This is a genomic window from Streptomyces sp. NPDC002870, from assembly GCF_042888505.1.
Classification (GTDB): Bacteria; Actinomycetota; Actinomycetes; order Streptomycetales; family Streptomycetaceae; genus Streptomyces.
On sequence record NZ_JBIAPW010000027.1, the window covers coordinates 1 to 16,576 of the forward strand.

Annotated in this window: 18 protein-coding genes and 2 pseudogenes; 10 read left to right on the forward strand and 10 right to left on the reverse strand. The window is 68.9% G+C overall.

What is annotated here, in order from left to right; genetic code table 11:
- The first annotated feature begins 112 nt into the window (after nucleotides 1-112).
- Nucleotides 113-505: a YcxB family protein gene (locus ACFYWY_RS27260; protein ID WP_389190664.1), complete on the forward strand. Its 393-nt coding sequence runs from the start codon at nucleotides 113-115 to the stop codon at nucleotides 503-505.
- Nucleotides 506-748: 243 nt separating this feature from the next.
- Here the strand turns inward: ACFYWY_RS27260 and ACFYWY_RS27265 are convergent, their stop codons facing one another.
- The 5 genes from ACFYWY_RS27265 to ACFYWY_RS27285 form a co-directional block, all read right to left on the reverse strand.
- Complete coding sequence (locus ACFYWY_RS27265; RefSeq protein WP_389190665.1) at nucleotides 749-964, reverse strand: hypothetical protein; 216 nt, start codon at nucleotides 962-964, stop codon at nucleotides 749-751.
- A gap of 362 nt (nucleotides 965-1,326) precedes the next feature.
- On the reverse strand, nucleotides 1,327-2,253 hold the full coding sequence (locus ACFYWY_RS27270; protein ID WP_389190666.1) for a YhjD/YihY/BrkB family envelope integrity protein: 927 nt from the start codon (nucleotides 2,251-2,253) through the stop codon (nucleotides 1,327-1,329).
- 291 nt (nucleotides 2,254-2,544) lie between these two features.
- On the reverse strand, nucleotides 2,545-2,871 hold the full coding sequence (locus ACFYWY_RS27275) for a sulfurtransferase TusA family protein (RefSeq protein ID WP_389190667.1): 327 nt from the start codon (nucleotides 2,869-2,871) through the stop codon (nucleotides 2,545-2,547).
- On the reverse strand, nucleotides 2,868-4,031 hold the full coding sequence (locus tag ACFYWY_RS27280; RefSeq protein ID WP_389190668.1) for a cysteine desulfurase family protein: 1,164 nt from the start codon (nucleotides 4,029-4,031) through the stop codon (nucleotides 2,868-2,870). The genes ACFYWY_RS27275 and ACFYWY_RS27280 overlap by 4 nt, the downstream gene beginning before the upstream one ends.
- The gene (locus ACFYWY_RS27285; RefSeq protein ID WP_389190669.1) at nucleotides 4,028-4,696 is read right to left on the reverse strand and encodes an ArsR/SmtB family transcription factor; all 669 of its coding nucleotides are present in this window, start codon (nucleotides 4,694-4,696) and stop codon (nucleotides 4,028-4,030) included. The genes ACFYWY_RS27280 and ACFYWY_RS27285 overlap by 4 nt, the downstream gene beginning before the upstream one ends.
- An 86-nt stretch (nucleotides 4,697-4,782) precedes the next feature.
- Between ACFYWY_RS27285 and ACFYWY_RS27290 the strand changes: the two genes are divergently transcribed.
- The 3 genes from ACFYWY_RS27290 (at nucleotide 4,783) to ACFYWY_RS27300 (ending at nucleotide 8,082) form a co-directional block, all read left to right on the forward strand.
- Nucleotides 4,783-6,147, forward strand: coding sequence for a rhodanese-like domain-containing protein (locus ACFYWY_RS27290; protein ID WP_389190670.1), 1,365 nt, complete (start codon nucleotides 4,783-4,785; stop codon nucleotides 6,145-6,147).
- Nucleotides 6,144-7,412, forward strand: a complete 1,269-nt coding sequence (locus tag ACFYWY_RS27295) for an MFS transporter (protein WP_389190671.1) — start codon at nucleotides 6,144-6,146, stop codon at nucleotides 7,410-7,412. The genes ACFYWY_RS27290 and ACFYWY_RS27295 overlap by 4 nt, the downstream gene beginning before the upstream one ends.
- Before the next feature lie 421 nt (nucleotides 7,413-7,833).
- Nucleotides 7,834-8,082: a hypothetical protein gene (locus tag ACFYWY_RS27300; RefSeq protein WP_389190672.1), complete on the forward strand. Its 249-nt coding sequence runs from the start codon at nucleotides 7,834-7,836 to the stop codon at nucleotides 8,080-8,082.
- A 108-nt stretch (nucleotides 8,083-8,190) separates the two neighbouring features.
- Here the strand turns inward: ACFYWY_RS27300 and ACFYWY_RS27305 are convergent, their stop codons facing one another.
- On the reverse strand, nucleotides 8,191-9,135 hold the full coding sequence (locus ACFYWY_RS27305; RefSeq protein ID WP_389190673.1) for a hypothetical protein: 945 nt from the start codon (nucleotides 9,133-9,135) through the stop codon (nucleotides 8,191-8,193).
- A gap of 311 nt (nucleotides 9,136-9,446) precedes the next feature.
- A pseudogene (locus tag ACFYWY_RS27310) lies at nucleotides 9,447-10,058 on the reverse strand (enoyl-CoA hydratase/isomerase family protein); the annotation flags it as partial.
- A 310-nt stretch (nucleotides 10,059-10,368) separates the two neighbouring features.
- Between ACFYWY_RS27310 and ACFYWY_RS27315 the strand changes: the two are divergent.
- The 4 genes and pseudogenes from ACFYWY_RS27315 to ACFYWY_RS27330 form a co-directional block, all read left to right on the forward strand.
- Nucleotides 10,369-10,683 (forward strand): annotated as a pseudogene (locus ACFYWY_RS27315) (helix-turn-helix domain-containing protein); the annotation flags it as partial.
- A 342-nt stretch (nucleotides 10,684-11,025) separates the two neighbouring features.
- Nucleotides 11,026-11,427 (forward strand): DUF6153 family protein, encoded by a 402-nt coding sequence (locus ACFYWY_RS27320; RefSeq protein ID WP_389190674.1) that lies wholly within the window; start codon nucleotides 11,026-11,028, stop codon nucleotides 11,425-11,427.
- A 124-nt stretch (nucleotides 11,428-11,551) separates the two neighbouring features.
- On the forward strand, nucleotides 11,552-12,169 hold the full coding sequence (locus ACFYWY_RS27325; RefSeq protein ID WP_389190675.1) for a DUF305 domain-containing protein: 618 nt from the start codon (nucleotides 11,552-11,554) through the stop codon (nucleotides 12,167-12,169).
- Nucleotides 12,170-12,458: 289 nt separating this feature from the next.
- Nucleotides 12,459-13,202, forward strand: a complete 744-nt coding sequence (locus ACFYWY_RS27330; protein WP_389190676.1) for a hypothetical protein — start codon at nucleotides 12,459-12,461, stop codon at nucleotides 13,200-13,202.
- A gap of 206 nt (nucleotides 13,203-13,408) precedes the next feature.
- Here the strand turns inward: ACFYWY_RS27330 and ACFYWY_RS27335 are convergent, their stop codons facing one another.
- On the reverse strand, nucleotides 13,409-14,215 hold the full coding sequence (locus ACFYWY_RS27335; protein ID WP_389190677.1) for a hypothetical protein: 807 nt from the start codon (nucleotides 14,213-14,215) through the stop codon (nucleotides 13,409-13,411).
- Between the two features lie 345 nt (nucleotides 14,216-14,560).
- On the opposite strand from ACFYWY_RS27335, the gene ACFYWY_RS27340 reads away from it, so the two are divergent.
- Nucleotides 14,561-15,085 (forward strand): DUF4396 domain-containing protein, encoded by a 525-nt coding sequence (locus ACFYWY_RS27340; protein ID WP_389190678.1) that lies wholly within the window; start codon nucleotides 14,561-14,563, stop codon nucleotides 15,083-15,085.
- Nucleotides 15,086-15,118: 33 nt separating this feature from the next.
- On the opposite strand, the gene ACFYWY_RS27345 is transcribed toward ACFYWY_RS27340, so the two are convergent.
- Nucleotides 15,119-15,490, reverse strand: a complete 372-nt coding sequence (locus ACFYWY_RS27345; protein ID WP_389190679.1) for a hypothetical protein — start codon at nucleotides 15,488-15,490, stop codon at nucleotides 15,119-15,121.
- Nucleotides 15,491-15,637: 147 nt separating this feature from the next.
- Nucleotides 15,638-15,787 carry a hypothetical protein gene (locus ACFYWY_RS27350; protein WP_389190680.1) on the reverse strand — a complete coding sequence of 50 codons (150 nt, stop codon included), beginning with the start codon at nucleotides 15,785-15,787 and terminating at the stop codon, nucleotides 15,638-15,640.
- A 108-nt stretch (nucleotides 15,788-15,895) separates the two neighbouring features.
- On the opposite strand from ACFYWY_RS27350, the gene ACFYWY_RS27355 reads away from it, so the two are divergent.
- Nucleotides 15,896-16,486, forward strand: a complete 591-nt coding sequence (locus ACFYWY_RS27355; RefSeq protein ID WP_389190681.1) for a TetR/AcrR family transcriptional regulator — start codon at nucleotides 15,896-15,898, stop codon at nucleotides 16,484-16,486.
- Nucleotides 16,487-16,576: the final 90 nt, after the last annotated feature.

Consider the following 16,576-nt stretch of genomic DNA (forward strand, 5'->3'; position numbering starts at 1 on the left):
CAACTTCGCCCGAGCACGGTTCACTTCGTGTGCGTCCACACCCCCAACATGCCCCCAAACACGACCAAGAGGAAGACCTAACGGAGTCCTACTAGGGGTGCTGCGGTTCACTGTGACCGTCATCGTCATCATGATCGCGTTCCGCTGGCTGATGGCTCTGGGCTTGCTCGGATACGCCAGGCACCTGGGCGAACATCGCGTCACGGTCGACCAATCAGGGATCGGCACTGTGTCCGAGCGCCATACGAACCACACAAATTGGGAGTTCTACGGGCGCTGCGTCGAGGGTCGCCGGGTCTTCGTGCTACTCACCCCAGATGTATGGGGCGCCGGAGTGCTGGTACTGCCCAAGCGCGGCTTGAGCGCGCCGCAGGACACGGAACGCATGCGGGAGTTGCTCGCCGCCGCGCTGATCGACCAGCACTCAGTCCGGGCCGCGCGGAAGAAGGGCTCTGACCAGCCGGAAGAGGGCCCAAGTGGTGCGGGAGCGGTGCGCGATGCATAAATCGGTCTAGACAACACAAAGGCCTGGATTGGACTTCGGCGGATGTTGGTTGCTGCTCCTGCCGGCTACCGCTGTTCCCCGTGACTCCCCGCCCGATCTGGCGCGGTTGTGGCACGGGGAAATCTGATCCGTAGCTCTAGCAGGATCGGTCAGCAACGGTCATACCGGCCGCCTCTCCGCCCTGGAGAGACGTCACCGGACAGCGCGGTCGCTGGGTTGCGGTACGTCCATGCTGCATAGCGCTCAGGCTGAGTCGCTGTACCACTCATCGACGTTGTTGAGCTTCAGCCTCACGTCGGTACGGAAGACGACTCCGGTGCCGACCCACTTCGAGGGGCCGAAGCAGCCTCGGGTCGCGCCGGGACCGAGAGTCGACTGAGCGCAGTCCTCGTCACCACCAGGGATGTTGGTGCTGATCTCGCCCTTGATGCTGACCTTCGCCTTGGACGCGTTCTGCACGACCAGGACGGCCTGTGCGTAGCCGCCCTCGTTAGGCGTGGCCGAGGTGGTGGCGACCGGTCAGGTTGCCGGGTGGGTGGCGCCGTGCACCTGATCGCGCTGGGCGAGGGTGGCCTCGTACAGCGGGAGGGTCGCCGCAGAGCCCCCGCCGACTCGTACGCGCGCAAGTCCAAGCCTCTGGCCACCACGCAGGACGGTCCGGGATGCTCTTGGGGGAACTCGGCACCCTCTCGTGCCTGCTCGCCAACGGCCGATACGAGGCATTGCAGCTAGGCCGTACCCGGTGGGAACCCGGGGAGGGGCCGCCGCGGCTGCGGGCCGCCGCGGGAACGAACGCCACGACCGCCTGAGGCCGAGGCTTTTCAGCGCTGCGGCCGAGAGCGGTGTTCGAGATACAGGCGGCCGACGACAGCTCCGAGGTGGATGACCACTCCCACCGCGATCAGCCAGGACAGGATGATCATGACGACACCGATGGGTCCGTACTTCTCGCTGTTCGCCACGATCCCCGCGGAGAAGTAGTAGGCGGAGAAGACACCCAGGCCCGTCCAGCACACAGCGGTGACGAAGGCCGACGGCAAGAGCGTGCGCAACGGTACCGCGGTGCTGAGCAGCACGTACATGGCCCCCAACCAGAAGCACGTCGCTGCGGCGAGACCGAATAGGCCCTGCAGCAGGGGCGCGTCCAGTGCTCTGCCGACCACGGCCTGCGCGGCACAGTAGGCGAGGAGGGCCGCGAGCCAGCAGAGCCGGGCCACAACGTCCCGCCACCCGCGGCGCGGGACGTCGAAGAGCGTCTGGTACCAGCTCTGCAGAGTGCCGGCGACAGCCACGGCCCCGACAACCAGCATGCAGGCGCTCGTCACTGTGAGGGTGCCCGAGTCCTCGCCTTCCACGAAGAGCGAGGCCACGGCCTCGGCCGCCTCATGGTTGAGGCCCAGCCACTTGGCGACCGTGGTAGCGGCGTCACGGCCCGCTGCGGCCGTGACGACGATGAGGAAGGGGAAGAAGCACAGCAGGGCGAGCGAGGCGAGCTGGAACGAGTTGCCGAGGAAGTCGACCGCCGAAAGCCGACTCCACAGCCCGCCTGCCTGACTCTCTTTCAGTCGCCGCGCCGCAGCCTGCCTCCTTTCGGCCAGGGGAATGCCTCTGCGGGGAATGGGTCCACGTTTCGGGTGCGGGCGGCGACGGCCTGTCATGGCAGCAAGTGAACCCGCTTCGGGGTGCAGCGGCACGCACAGGGCGGGCATGTCGGCGTTCACGTAGTGCCCGCGGGCGGGGCATGACATCGCCGCCCACCTCGGGATGAGGAGGGGCGCGAGGTCGGTGGAGGGGCTTTCGCCGGTGTCCTGCCCGGTTTGGGGTCGAGCATGATCAGGGGGCCGTACGCTTGCCGGCTACTCGGGCAGGTCTCACCCCTCAGACCGGGATGTCAAAGGCCAGACCAGACTGTCGGCTGCTTGCTCCAGTGGCGTGTAGCGTGCGCTGAGGTCGAATCCCCGCAGGGATGGGGCCACTGCCTGGCCGGCTACGTGGACCGCTTCGCCGCGTAACCGCTACGGCCGGTCCGCTGCCATTGGTTACTGCTCTGGGGCGGCGTTCTCGCTGCCCCAGAGCCGCCACGGCGACGTCGGGTGGGTGGGCTTCGCGGTACCGGTGATGGTGAAGGCATAGCTCGGGCCGGGGTCGGCTGTGGACACCCGGCCGAGGTAGGTGTTGCCGGTCAGGTGGCACCACGCGGCCAGGTCCAATGGCGCGGCGGGATCGTCGGCGATCAGGTGGACCTCGGTTCCGGGCGGCGCCTCGGCGATCCGGGCGCGCAAGTGCAGCAGTAGGACCGCGCAGAGCATGCCGGTGCCGTCGATGACCAGGGGCTGATCCCGTGGGGCGGGCGGGGCCGTGGTCATGCGGAGCCCGCGGCGGTGGCGAGCAAGTCGGCCGCGCGATCGACTTCATCGGGGGTGGTCCAGCGGCCGAGGGAGAGCCGCAGGGCGGCGAGGCTGCGGGCATCGTGCAGACCCATCGCACGCAGTACGGGCGATGGGGTGTGGTCGCCGCTGTGGCAGGCCGAGCCGGTAGAGGCAGCGATCTCGGGCACTGCCGCGAGGAGTTCGTGGCCATGTCTGCCGTCAATGCTGATGTTGAGCGTGTTGGGCAACCGCGGCTCGGCGGGACCATTGAGCAGGACCCGGCCGGACAAGGCACCGGTCAGGAGGGATTGCAGTCGGTCACGTAGGTTCCCGATGCGGTGGTGGCCGCCGTTGGCCAGTTCCTCGACGGCCAGCTGGGCCGCCGCGCCCAGGGCTACAGCGAGCGCGACGTTCTCGGTGCCGGCGCGCAGGCCGCCCTCCTGCCCGCCGCCGTAGACCAGCGGTTCGAGGGTGACTCTTTGACGGACGTACAGGGCGGCGATGCCCTTCGGCGCGTACATCTTGTGGCCGACGATCGTCAGCAGGTCGACGCCCAAGTCCCGTATGTCCAAGGGGATTATCCCGGTCGCCTGGGCGGCGTCGCAGTGCAGGAGCGCCCCGTGGGCGTGGGTGATGCGGGCCAGTTCGGCGATGGGCTGGAGGGCGCCGGTCTCGTTGTTGGCGGCCATGACCGATACGAGGACGGTGTGTTCGGTGAGTGCCGCGGTCAGCGCGGCCGGGTCGACCAGGCCGTCGCCGTCGACGGGCAGGTACGTCACCTCGGTGCCATGGAGCCGTTCGAGGGCGTGACAGGTTTCCAGTACGGCCGGGTGCTCGGTGACCTGGGTGATCACATGCGCGTGGTCGGTCTTGGCGGCCAGGACGGCGCCGCGGATGGCGAGGTTGTCGGCCTCGGATCCGGAGCCTGTGAAGACGATCTCCTCGGCTTCCGCCCCTATGAGTGCGGCGACCTGGGTGCGGGCGCGAGCGAGGGCCCGTTGGGGCTCGGCGCCGTAGGCGTGGCCACTGGAGGGGTTGCCGAACCAGGCCGACAGGTACGGGTCCATCGCTTCGGCAACTCTTGGGTCGACCGGGGTGGTGGCGTTGTAGTCGAAGTAGAGCGGGGCGTCGGCGAGGGCGGGGTGCGCGGGGATCACGCGGCGGCCCCGCTGTCCACGGGCAGCTCGGCCAGGCGCCATTCCAGCATGCCGTCGCTCAGCCGGATCGCCTTGCGGCCATGCTCTTGCAACAGGCGTACGGCGTCGTACGCGAGGACGCAGTAGGCGCCGCGGCAGTACGCGACCACCTCGGCGTCATCCGGCAACTCGGCGATCCGCGCGGAGAGTTCACCGACCGGGATGGAGAGGGCGCCGGGAATGTGCCCAGCCGCGTACTCCTCGGCAGGGCGCACATCAAGGACGACGACCTCGCCCGCCTGGGCTCGGGCCAGCAACTCCTCGCGTCCCACCTCCACCGTCTCGTCCGTGCCGAGGTACGCGGTGCGGGCGGCCTCGACGCCGGCCTGATGGGTCTGGGCGACACGGCGCAGCAAGGCGTAGAGGGCGGCGACATCCTCGCCGGCCAGCCGGTAGTGGATACGTACGCCCTCACGGCGGGTGGCGACCAGTCCGGCCTGCTTGAGGGTCTGCAGATGCGCCGAGGTGGTGGTCAGATTCAGCCCCGCCGCCTTCGCCAGCGCATCGACGGTGCGCTCGCCCTGCGCGAGCAGATCGAGCAGTTCCAGGCGCTTTCCGCTGGCCAGGGCCTTGCCGGTGTGAGCGAAGGCGTCGTACAGCGCCGATTTGTGCGTGGCATCTCCCACGGCATCCTCCATAGATCCATGGAATATTGTATCTGTGGGCATGTGCGGTGACCACTCAGCCCCCACCGTGACACCTGGAGGATCTGATGGGCTTCGCCGACGATCACCTGATATCGCTGGTCGATGAGGGGCTGGGCAACAGCGCCTACCTAGTCGACCTCGGCGACGGGCGGGCCCTGGCCGTGGACGCGAGCCGGGACCTGCGCGCCCTGCGCCAGGTCGCTGACCGGCGCGGCCTGACCGTCGCGTACGCCGCCGACACCCACCTGCACGCCGACTTCCTCACCGGCGCACTGCAGCTCGCCGCCCAGGACGGCGCGGCCGTGCTGGCAGCCGCCGCCGGACACCGAGCCTTCCCGCACACCCCGCTCGCCGACGGCGACGAGACCGACCTGGGCGGGCTGACGCTCCGGACGCTGGCCACCCCCGGTCACACCGACGAGCATCTGTCGTTCCTTCTGCTAGACGGTGCCCGCGAGTTGGGCGTATTCACCGGCGGATCGCTGATCGTCGGCTCGGCAGCCCGCACGGACCTGCTCGGCGTCGACCGTGCGGAGGAGTTGGCCCGAGCCCAGTACCACTCGCTCAAACGGCTGGCCGAACTGCCGGACAGCACGGCGGTGTGGCCCACCCACGGCGCGGGCTCCTTCTGCTCCGCACCGCCCGGCGCCGAGCGCACCACCACCATCGCCGCCCAGAAGCAGGCCAACCCACTGCTCGCCGCGCCGGACGAGGACACCTTCGTACGGCAGCTGCTGGACAGTCTCGGCTCCTACCCGGCGTACTTCGACCGCCTGGCCGAGACCAACCGGCGCGGGCCCGCGGTCCTCGGCTCCGCCGCCACGCTTGCCGCGCTCTCGGTGCCCGATGTGCGCACTCTGCTCGGCCAGGGCGCACAGATCGTCGACGTACGCCCCATCGCGGACTTCGCCGCCGGTCACATTCCCGGCGCGATCTCCATCCCGCTCCGGGGCCAGTTCGCCACCTGGCTGGGCTGGCTGCTGCCCGACGACGCACCGCTCGTCTTCGTCACCGCCGTCGGCCAAGACGTCTCCGAAGTCACTTGGCAGGCACTGAAGATCGGATACGAGCGGCTGGCCGGCCATCTCCACGGCGGCATGGCCGCCTGGACCGCCGACGGCGGACAGCAGCAGACCATCGAACTGCTCGCCGCCGACCGCATCGCCGGACGCCCTGTGCTGGACATCCGGCAGACAGCCGAACACACCGCCGGTCACATCGCAGGAGCGGCCCACATCGAGCTCGGCAACCTGACCGCACACAGCGACCAGGCACCGCAGCGCACGGTCGTGGCGTGTGGGCACGGCGAACGCGCCATGACCGCCGCCAGCCTCCTGCAGCGCGCCGGACACCAGGATCTCGCCGTCCTCCACGGCGGACCCGGCGACTGGTCCAAGGCCACCGGCCGCCCCCTGGAGCAGACCGCGTGACCACCCATGCCCCCGGCGAGACCAGCTCCGGCCCACGTCTTGGACTGCGCGCCAACCTCGCCCAGTTCAGCCTGCTCGTCGCCGTCAACGCCCTGGTCGGCGGCATGCTCGGCCAGGAACGCACCGTCCTGCCGCTGCTGGCCGACGACGTCTTCCACCTGTCCGCCTACACCTCCGCACTGACCTATATCCTCGCCTTCGGCACCACCAAAGCAGTAACCAACTTCTTCGCCGGCACCCTCTCCGACCGCTACGGCCGCAAGCCGGTACTCGTCGCCGGATGGCTGATCGCCCTCCCGATACCCGCGATGCTCGCCTGGGGCCCCTCTTGGGGCTGGATCATCGCCGCCAACGTCCTTCTCGGGGTCAACCAGGGCATGACCTGGTCCACCACCGTCATCATGAAGATCGACCTGGCCGGCCCGGAACGCCGCGGCCTGGCCATGGGCTTCAACGAAGCCGCCGGATACGTCGCCGTCGCCGCCACCGCCATGGCCACGGGAGCCATCGCCGACCACGCCGGACTGCGCCCCTGGCCATTCCTGCTCGGGGCCGCCTATCTCGTCCTCGCCCTGGGCCTGTCCACCTTCGCGGTACGTGAGACCCGCGACCACGCCCGCTTCGAAGCCGCCCGCCACCACACCCCCGCCGGCAGCGAAACCGACGGGGAACTGACCACCGGCCAGATCGCCCGCCGCACCAGCCTGAGCGACAAAGCCCTCTCCGCCGCCAGCCAGGCCGGCATGGTCAACAACCTCAACGACGCCCTCGCCTGGGGCATCTTCCCCCTGCTCTTCACCGCCCACGGCCTGTCCATCGCCCAGATCGGCATCCTCGCCGCCCTCTACCCCGCCGTCTGGGGAGCCGGACAGATGCTCACCGGCTGGTGGTCCGACCACATCGGCCGCAAACACCTCATCACCGCGGGCATGCTGCTGCAGGCCGCCGCCATCGCCCTCGTCGCCGCCGGCACCACCTTCGGCGTCTGGGCCACCGCCCAAGTCCTCCTCGGCATCGGTACCGCCTTGGTCTACCCCACCCTGCTCGCCGTCATCGGCGACGTCGCCCACCCCGCCTGGCGCGCCCGCGCCGTCGGCGTGTACCGCCTCTGGCGCGACGGAGGCTTCGCCGTCGGTGCCCTCCTCGCCGGAGTTCTCGCCGACGCCTACAGCCTGACCACCGCCATCTGGGCCATCGCCGCCCTCACCGCCGCCTCCGGCCTCCTCGTCGCGGTACGCATGTACGAGACCCATCCCCGCACCTGACCACCACGCCCCGGAGGTTGCCGTGCCAGAACCCCAACTGAACGCCATGGGCACCGTCGTCTCCGACATGAACGCCGCCCGAGCCTTCTACGCCCGGGCTTGGCCTCGACTTCGCGGTCGACCAGCGGATGCCCACCCACGCGGCACGCGACCTGCCGAACGGCATGCATCACCTCCGCCTGCTCCAGAGCGAGGACTTGGCTCCCCGTACCTTCAGGTGGTCGGCAGCTCACTGCTGTGCCGACGACCTGTCAGTGAAGAAGTTCAGGAAGTCGGCCCATCCCCACCACAGCCGACGGCCTGCCGTCCAAGTCAGCGGTCCGCCACCTCGTCGTGGTCACTCTGGCTGGAGCCGAGGCCAAGGTCCACGGCCTGCTCTTACTCGCGCTCACCGACACCCACGGCAACCTGATCTGGATCTATGGAGGGCGGGCTGCAGCCCGAGTCGATCGGCGACGTCATCACCCGCGCCTGCGAACGCGCCGGGATCGAGATCCGGTTCACGGGCCACAGCCCCCGCCGCGGACTGGCCACCTCCTCCCGCCTCAAGGGCCACGACCAAATCGTCATCGCCAAGCAGGGCGACTGGGCCCCGCACTCCAAGGTGCTCGCCGACTACCTCGAAGTCGTCGACCGGTGGGAGGACAACGCCCTGATCGGCGTGCGGTAGCCGCAGGTCCGATCCGTGGTAAGTCTGGCCGGACTGCTGGAGTCGCCATCGCCACCACCCCCTTGTCTGGGACGGACCGCGCTGGCGCCACTACCTGGCCCGGAGCTCCTAGTTGAGAAGCCGCTCGTCGAACGGGATCGGGTGCCACGTGTCCTTGTTGTTGTTGTACCTGGGGTCGTCCGCGTAGTGCAGTTGCCAGGCGGTCCTTTGGTAGCCGTCCGACGGGATGGTGCGGAACGGCCGGCCCTGGTGGAGCCACTGGGTTGTGTGGACCTCGCCGTCCTGCGCCCAGATGATCTCGGGCACCCAGGAGCAGTCGCACTGTCGGGTGCTCACCGTGAGATTCACCTCCAGCGTCCTGCCGCCGGTGATCTCCCAGGGGAACTGCGCCGTACCACCGGTGGCCACCAACCGGGCGTACTGGCCACCGCCGTCCAGGTCGGCGTGGGCCTGCACACTCGCCGGGTCTCCGCCGCACCCTGCGGTCAGCAGCCCCAGCACCGTGGCCTCGTCCGGTGCGGGCACCGGATTGCGTTCGACCACCTTGATCCGTACCTCCTTGACCACCAACGGCCTGCTCCCCTGGGGCTGGATCCACAGGTAGAGGCGGGTCTCGTCGGGATCGCCGGCGCTCTGGTACGAGACCAGGGCGCTGTCCACCTCGCGGCCTGACACCGGCGGATCCACCAATGCGCTTGGCGGGGTCTTCACCACCCAGACATCCCACGGGCACAGGTACCCCCGGTTGTTCCGGGTGGCGTTGAGGCCTTCGCCCTGGGCGGTTTCTGGACTGACGGAGTCCGTGGACGTGGACGGCGCGACCGAGGCCGATGAGGTGCCGGTTCCAGGTCCCTCCACCGCCGAAACGTTGCCCGGTATCGGGCTCGCTCTCGGCGACTCCACAGTCCGCGGCGATCGCGACCCCGACACGTAGATGGGCGGGTCCTCCCCCTTGACCATGTCAGCCACCCAGGAAAACCCACCGGTGAACCCGAGCCCGACCGCTGCCGCGACGGCGGCCACGACGATGGGCGCGATGACGGTCGTGGCCATAAAGCTGTGGTCTCGTAAGGGGAAGTAGCTCCTGCCACGCTGTGTGCCGGGCTGAACGGTGGGCTGTGTGCCGGGCTGAGCGATGGGCCGTGTTGGTTCGGGCTGGGCGCCGGGCTGGTTCGGTTCGGGCTGGGCGCCGGGCTGGTTTGGCTGGGCAGGATCGGGCTGACTCCGGTTCTCCGTCACGTCTCCCCCGTTGCATAGACCGCACAGGCTAACCAGGAATACGGGGAGAAGCGGGCGAAACCCAGGAGTGCGGCGCTGAAGCGCGACGCTGCCGCTGCTGGATCGCCAGGACGCTGTCCAGCCGGCTAGCGGACCCGGAACGACGAGCGGCGGACGGTGAACAGTTCCGCCTGCCGTTCCGCCGGCAGATTACCCAGCGCGATCAGATTGGGCGCCTGCGCGACCGCTTGGACCCGGGCCGCCTCCCGGGCCGCCCAGACGGCGCACACGGTGCCCTGTACGGCCGCGGTCGGGTAGGAGGCGATGGTCTCGGCGCTGCGAACCGCGGCCGCCAGTTCCCCGCCGGGGGCCGTCAGTTCGGAGACGAGCCTGATCTCGTACGCCCGCTACGCGGAGAGCCGTTCGGCCGTCCCCATCAGCGACATCCGGGCCACCTCGCCGAACGGCATTCGTTAGGCCATGGAGATCGTCTCGTAGGCGCTGACCATGCCGTACGTCGTGTGCGGGTCGAAGAACGTCGCGTCCCGGGAGGCGACGACGAACTCGGCCTCGCCGAGCAGGTAGAACGCCCCGCCGCATGCCATCCCGTTGACCGCCGCGATCACCGGCTTCCACGTGTCGTTGGCCTTCGGGCCGATCGCGATCAGCGGAATGTCGATCGAGTACGGGGAGGAGGGCTGCGGCACCTCCACCGAGCGGTCGATGCCGGTGCAGAAGGCCTTCGCTCCGGGCCCAGTTCGGCGTCTCCTGAGGCTCGTCCGGCCACAGAGATGGGGGCTGACCGTCTAATCGTTAAGAATGTCCGAACTGTGAGTATTGTGCAGTTCAATGTTCCCAGGGTGTTCCCATTGCGTGCCTGAAGGTCTTCCAGAGAGACTCCCTGGAAGACCGGTGTGGCGTGCGACTGCGCCGACGGGTTCGGTGGGTGTGGTCATGCTCGGGTCTTCAGATCGGGGGGGCGGCCCCGGCCTGCGCCGGGGGCCGCTGTGCGGTTCCGTGCGCAGGTGAACTCCACCGCGCCGGGTGCAGCCCCACCACCTGGACCACCACCATCACGAACCACTCACGCGCACCACGCTCGCTGCCCACGCCCGCACCAGCGTCCGCACCCTGACGCGCAGGTTCCACGACGAGACCGGCATCAGCCCCCTGCAATGGCTCCTCCACCAGCGGGTGAACCGGGCGCAGGAGCTACTGGAGACCACAGATCTACCGATGGAACAAGTCGCCCGTCTCAGCGGCCTCGCAACAACCGACTCCCTGCGCCAACACCTTTCGAGACGAACCGGACTCACACCCAGCGCCTATCGCGCTGCCTTCACGTGGCACCCCGGCCGAGAGAACGCCGGCACCATCGAGTAGGTCGCGAGTGACACGACGGGCCGCGTCCATAGCCCCGCCCTCGCAGGCCCATGAATAGTTGACATCCGGGCGACTCAGTGTCGGTAAACGACCGTCTGCCGACACTCGGCACCGTGATTACGAATGCGCAGGTGGGCAGAGTCGGCATCCCGCGTCGGAAGTCAACGTCGGTGAACGGTACGGCCGATAGATTCCGACACATGCTCATCGGCTACTGCCGCACATCGACGGCCGACCAGAACCCCGAATCCCGGACTTGAGGCAACTGCGCGCTGGCGCCGTCCCGCGCCGGCTCGAAAGCAGTCCAGCCAAGATCCCATGAGCTGCCCGTACGATGAGCCCATGACCAGCCGCACCACAGCGAGTCGCCGCCCCGCGGGGCGGTTGTTCGTACTGCTGGTGATGGCGGTGCTTACCGGCATGCTGGGCATGCATGCCCTGGGCCCCCTCGGGACGTCGTCCGCGCAGCGGAACGCCGGACACGACATGGTGATGGCGCAGATGGCGGGCGCACCGCATGCGAGCGAGGGATGCTCGCACACCGATGGCGGGCCGGGTCATCTTGATCACGCGGATGAGGCGTGCGCGGCGGCCGGTATCGGCTCCCCGTACGCTCCGCCCGCACTGACCGGCACTGTGCTGGATACGCCCTTCGCTTCTGCTCCGGCCGCAAGGGCTGCGGCGGCCGCCGAGAGCGGGCGGGCACCGCCCGACCTCTCTGAGCTGCAACTTCTGCGGATATAGAGCGACCCGCACGGCACCCCCTTGCCCGGATGCTCCGGTAAGCAGTGCCGCGCTTTCGCACGCCCTCATGTCTGCGAAATCCGCGCCGCCCTGTCGTGGCTGCGCGTGAAGGAGTTGCACCATCATGCACAACAAGCGTTCCCTCATCCGCCGTACTGCTGCCGTGGCTGCCGCAGCAGCGGCGGCGCTCGTCCTGGCCGCCTGCGGCGACGGCTCGGCCGGACACGACGGCCACGTCACGAAGTCCCCGTCCGCCTCGGCGCCGGCCTCGCAGGGACAGCACAATGCTGCTGACGTCGCCTTCGCCCAGGGGATGATCCCCCACCACCGCCAGGCCGTTGAGATGGCCGACCTCGCGCCGAGCCGAGCCGCGTCGGCTCAGGTGAAGAAGCTCGCCGAGGACATCAAGAAGGCCCAGGGTCCGGAGATCAAGACCATGTCCGGCTGGCTGACCTCCTGGGACGAGGAGGTGCCCGCCGAGGGTGCCATGGACCACTCCATGCACAGCGCAGGCGGAATGATGACGGCCGAGGAGATGGGCCAGCTCAAGGACTCCTCGGGTAAGGCGTTCGACACCGCCTTCATGGAGATGATGATCAAGCACCACGAAGGCGCGGTGGCGATGGCCAGGACCGAGCAGGCCGACGGTGCCTACGGGCCCGCCAAGAGGATGGCCGGAGCGATCATCACCTCCCAGACCGCTGAGATCACGCAGATGAACAAGCTGCTCGGCAAGGACTGAGCAGGCGCCTGTCATCGGGGGGTGGGGGCGGCGCGTGCGCGCTCCCACCCCCGCCGTGCGGAGCGGGTCCTGGCCGCCGACAGCACCGATGGGGCGCGGCCGGACGTCACCCTTGACCAGTGCCGAGCTCCTCCAGCGCGTAGTCGGCGCGGCGCACCGTCGACACACGCACTCAGCAGGCGCAATCGGCGGTGACCAGACCTCGTTCGAGCGAGTGGCGCGATGGTGAAAACCGTCGGCAGCACCCGGTGCGCCTTACGGTGGCTGCTTCCAGGTAGATGGAGGTTGGATGCCAGCTGCAGCATCTGCACGAGGGGCGGACGCGGCCGGCTCGGCAGACAGCGAGTTGACGATCGCCGGCGGCCTCATGGTCGCCGGCTTCCTCATCAACGTCATTGCGACATCGCTGCACCCGTCGGGAGAAGAAGACGATCACCAGGCAATCTTCACTGAGTACGCCGACAGCGACGCATGGGTTGTGGTCCATCTGGGCCAGTTCGTCGGCGTCCTCGTCGCGCTCGGTGGTCTGCTTGTTCTCTACCGCGCCCTGCGCGGCGCCGGCCGCTCCCCTCTGCTCGCGTATTTCGCGGCTGCGGCGACTGTTGCAACTGCTGCGGCCTGGGCTGTTCTGCAGGGTCTGGACGGCGTGGGGCTGAAGCAGGCCGCCGAGGCCTGGGCCGCGGCATCAGGGCCGGAGAAACAGATCCGATTCGCCGATGCCGAGACGGTGCGCTGGCTCGAGTGGGGGTTTCAGAGCTACTTCCGCATTCTGCTGGGGCTGGCCTTCGCCCTTTTCGGGGCTGCGGTGATCGCTGCCCGTCTGGTCCCGGGCGTGCTGGGCTGGGCGGCAGTTCTGGCGGGCATCTTCTCGGTGGTCATCGGGGTAGACGTGGGCTACAGCGGTCTGGCAAGTGGGCTTCAGGATGCCCTGGGCATCGCCTTCTTCGTCGTCGCCTTGGTCTTCGCCTTCGGAGTCCTGATGACCGGAATACGACAGCGCGGTCGGCGATCGAGCCGCGAAACCCCGCAGTGAACAGTGAGGGCACTGGGGCGCGGCGAAGAAGTACGGACCGATGCCAGTGAACGAACCGGCCGTCCAGGCGGTACCGCCCCGGTCCTGCCAGGTCGTGCGGGGGAGTTTCACGCACAGTGCCGTCGCCCACGCCGCGCCGCTTCCTTCGCACCGCTGCATCCGCCCGCCCGCACCCTTCATCGTCCTGGCCGAGGATCGTGGGCGGGTCAGTGGTGCCCGCCGCTGCTGTGGCTCTCATGCCCGGTGTCGGCATCGGGGGCGGCGGAGGTGCGGACGGTGAAGGCGGCGGTGCGGACAGTGCCTTCGTGCTGGAAGTCGAGGAAGAGCCGGTAGGTGCCGTGGCTGGGGGCGGCGGCCATGAAGGAGATGTCCGGCCCGGGTTTGGTCGTGTCGTCGCCGGGCTCGCCTTCGGGGTGGACGTGGAGGTAGGCGAGGTCCCCGGAGCGCAGGGCGACGAGGTGGCCGTAGGCGCCGAGGTAGGGCTCGAGATCGGTGACGGGCTTGCCGTTGCGGGCCACGCTCAGTGTCAGCTTGCTCATCGTTGCGGGCGTAAGCGCACCGTCGAGGGTGACGGTGTAGCCGTCGACTTCGGCCGTGGGCTTCTGCGCGGGCAGGTCGCGGGGCTGGTAGGAGCCGGCGACAGCAAGGTCCGCGCCGAGAGTCAGGGCATCGGCGCCCTTCGGGGTGAAGTCAGCGAAGAGGCGGTAGTCGCCTGCCGCGGGCAGGTTGACGGAAGTGCTCCAGGTCCCATCGGGCCCGAGGGCGGGGTGCAGGTGGTCGAAGGCGTTCAGGTCCCGCGAGGCGATGATCAGGTGCAGGTCCTTGCCGTGGACCTTGATGTAGTCGGTGACCGCCTTGCCGCTGACGTCTGTGACGGCGAAGCACAGCAAGGCCTCCTCGCCGGCCGCGATTCGCAGGGTTTTCAGCTCGAGGGTGTAGCCGTCCTGGGAGACCTGCAGGCCCCCAGGGAGCGCAGTGGTGTGCTCGGCGTGATGGCCGCTGCCGTGGTTCATCGCTTTGCTCCCCTGGCGTGCTGGTGTCGTGAGGTGCCGCTGTCCCCGCCGAGGGGTGGGAAGCCGTGCCGACGCCGTAGACCGAGTCAACGCGGCGCGGCACCGTAGAGGGCCGATCTTGACTCCCGTTTCATGGTCTCTCCTTCAGGCTGCGACCGCTCACGGTCGCCGGCCGCCGACAGCACCGACACCGTCTACGTACCCACCAATCCCGTTCGCACCTGGGCGGTCCTCCACCAGCCGTCCAGCTCTGGGTCCACGACGAGGGAATACCCCCTTGGGGTATATGGTTGAGGGGGTGAGGGCTCGGAAACGAGCCACACTGGATGCAATGGGAGGAAGGTCATGGACCACACCGCTCACCACACCAGCGCCGCGCATGACCACGCCGCGTATGAGGGCCACGGTGCTCCCCCCGACCATGGCGCGAACGCGGGAGCGTCCTGGGGTATGGCGGCGAAGGCGACGTTGCACTGCCTGACCGGGTGCGCCATCGGCGAGATCCTGGGCATGGTCATCGGTACCGCCCTGCTGTGGGGCAACGTGCCGACCATGGTCCTCGCGATCGCGCTTGCGTTCCTGTTCGGCTACTCATTCACGCTGTTCGCGGTCCGCCGGGCCGGTCTGGACCTCAAGTCCGCGATCAAGGTGGCGCTGGCCGCCGACACCGTCTCCATCGCCGTGATGGAGCTGGTCGACAACGCGATCATCGCCCTCACACCTGGCGCGATGGACGCCCACCTGTCGGACGGGCTGTTCTGGTCGGCGCTCCTGGGCGGGTTCGCCGTGGCGTTCGTGATCACCACGCCCGTGAACAAGTGGATGATCGGCCGCGGCAAGGGCCACGCCGTCGTCCACGCCTACCACTGACCGCCGCACCGGCCCGTGGCCGCCTCGCCAAGGTCAGTGCACGGCTTCACGCTGCTGACGGCGGCGGCCGTAGCGGGTCATCCCGCGGGGCTTGAATACCGACAGGGCGGCCGCGGTGAGCAGAGCCACAACGGCCGCGCCCGCGTCCGCGATCAACTGGATCCGCATGCCCTCCAGTTCACCTTCAGCCAGTGCGGCCCGGGCGGCGGCGTCGGCGAGGTGGCCGACCGGCTGCATGTGAACGAGCAGGAGCACGGTGGCGAGCACGGTGATCAGCAGTTTGGCGATCACCCAGTAGTGCCGCAGCAGCCCCCAGAGCGTCCCCACCGATTGCACCACGCCGGTCAGCAACGAGGCGCCGGCCAAGGGCACGATCATGCCCCAGCCCACCAGCTCCATCGCCACGTACGCCCCCCCGGACGGTCTGCGGAGCACCACTGACCAGACCGGCGACAGCGAGGGCGAGGAAGGCCGCAACCGCGCCGAGCCAGCCAACCGAAGCGGTGATGTGCGCAGTCAGCGTGGCCTTGCGAACCCGCGCGGGAAACGGGTTCACGGCGTGTGCCCGGCCATGCCGCCCCCGGCCAGGTGCACGATCACGAACACCATGACCAGGGCGACGGCCACGGCTGCGGAGATCTTCACCCAGCGCGGCGTCCGGTGATCACCAGGCGCTTCAGGGCGAGGGGTCGAGTCGGCCATGGCGTCCTCCCAGGATTCGGCGCGACCTGCCGCGCAATGCTTTTTCAATACAGAGTGTCTCTCTTGCGGCGGAGTGTATCCAGACGGAGACGTCCGTATCCTTGAGGGGTGCCGAAGCTGTGGAACGAGACCATCGATGCGCACCGCCACGCCGTACGCGAGGCCATCCTGGACACCACCACCGAACTGGTGGAGGCCGGCGGGCTGCGATCGGTGACCATGTCTCAGATCGCCGAGAAGACCGGCATCGGACGCGCCACCCTCTACAAGTACTTCTCCGACGTCGAGGCCGTCCTCCTGGCCTGGCACGAACGCCAGGTCGCGGGCCACCTGCACCAGCTGACCCAGGCCGCCGACCAGCCCGGCACCGCCGTCGTACGCCTCCAGGCCGTCCTGGAGGCGTACGCGGCCATCGCCCGCCGAAGCCATGGCGGTGAACTCGCCGCACTTCTCCACCAGGGCCAGCACGTAAGCCATGCCGAACGCCACTTGGCGGACATGGTCCAGGCCCTGATCTCCGCAGGCGCCGACAGTGGCGACTTGCGCGACGACGTCCCGCCCGCCGAGCTCGCCCAGTACTGCCTCCACGCACTGACCGCCGCGGCGGGCCTTTCCTCGAAGGCCGCCGTCCGCCGGCTCGTCGAGGTCACCCTGGACGGGCTGCGCCCGGACGCCGGAATTTCCAGCGCACGACCATGATCAATCTCGCCGGGATTTCCTGTACCTCAACTACTCACATCCGACATTGGCGCCGGGCCCGGAGGCGTTCCACCGCCCTGCGGTCGATGT

Bases quoted from the DNA above. Each gene is read 5' to 3' on its own strand.
- ACFYWY_RS27270 (WP_389190666.1), bottom strand. From the start codon at position 2,253: ATGTCATGCCCCGCCCGCGGGCACTACGTGAACGCCGACATGCCCGCC.
- ACFYWY_RS27275 (WP_389190667.1), bottom strand. From the start codon at position 2,871: ATGACCACGGCCCCGCCCGCCCCACGGGATCAGCCCCTGGTCATCGAC.
- ACFYWY_RS27290 (WP_389190670.1), top strand. From the start codon at position 4,783: ATGGGCTTCGCCGACGATCACCTGATATCGCTGGTCGATGAGGGGCTG.
- ACFYWY_RS27300 (WP_389190672.1), top strand. From the start codon at position 7,834: ATGGAGGGCGGGCTGCAGCCCGAGTCGATCGGCGACGTCATCACCCGC.
- ACFYWY_RS27305 (WP_389190673.1), bottom strand. From the start codon at position 9,135: ATGGCCACGACCGTCATCGCGCCCATCGTCGTGGCCGCCGTCGCGGCA.
- ACFYWY_RS27320 (WP_389190674.1), top strand. From the start codon at position 11,026: ATGACCAGCCGCACCACAGCGAGTCGCCGCCCCGCGGGGCGGTTGTTC.
- ACFYWY_RS27325 (WP_389190675.1), top strand. From the start codon at position 11,552: ATGCACAACAAGCGTTCCCTCATCCGCCGTACTGCTGCCGTGGCTGCC.
- ACFYWY_RS27330 (WP_389190676.1), top strand. From the start codon at position 12,459: ATGCCAGCTGCAGCATCTGCACGAGGGGCGGACGCGGCCGGCTCGGCA.
- ACFYWY_RS27335 (WP_389190677.1), bottom strand. From the start codon at position 14,215: ATGAACCACGGCAGCGGCCATCACGCCGAGCACACCACTGCGCTCCCT.
- ACFYWY_RS27340 (WP_389190678.1), top strand. From the start codon at position 14,561: ATGGACCACACCGCTCACCACACCAGCGCCGCGCATGACCACGCCGCG.
- ACFYWY_RS27350 (WP_389190680.1), bottom strand. From the start codon at position 15,787: ATGGCCGACTCGACCCCTCGCCCTGAAGCGCCTGGTGATCACCGGACG.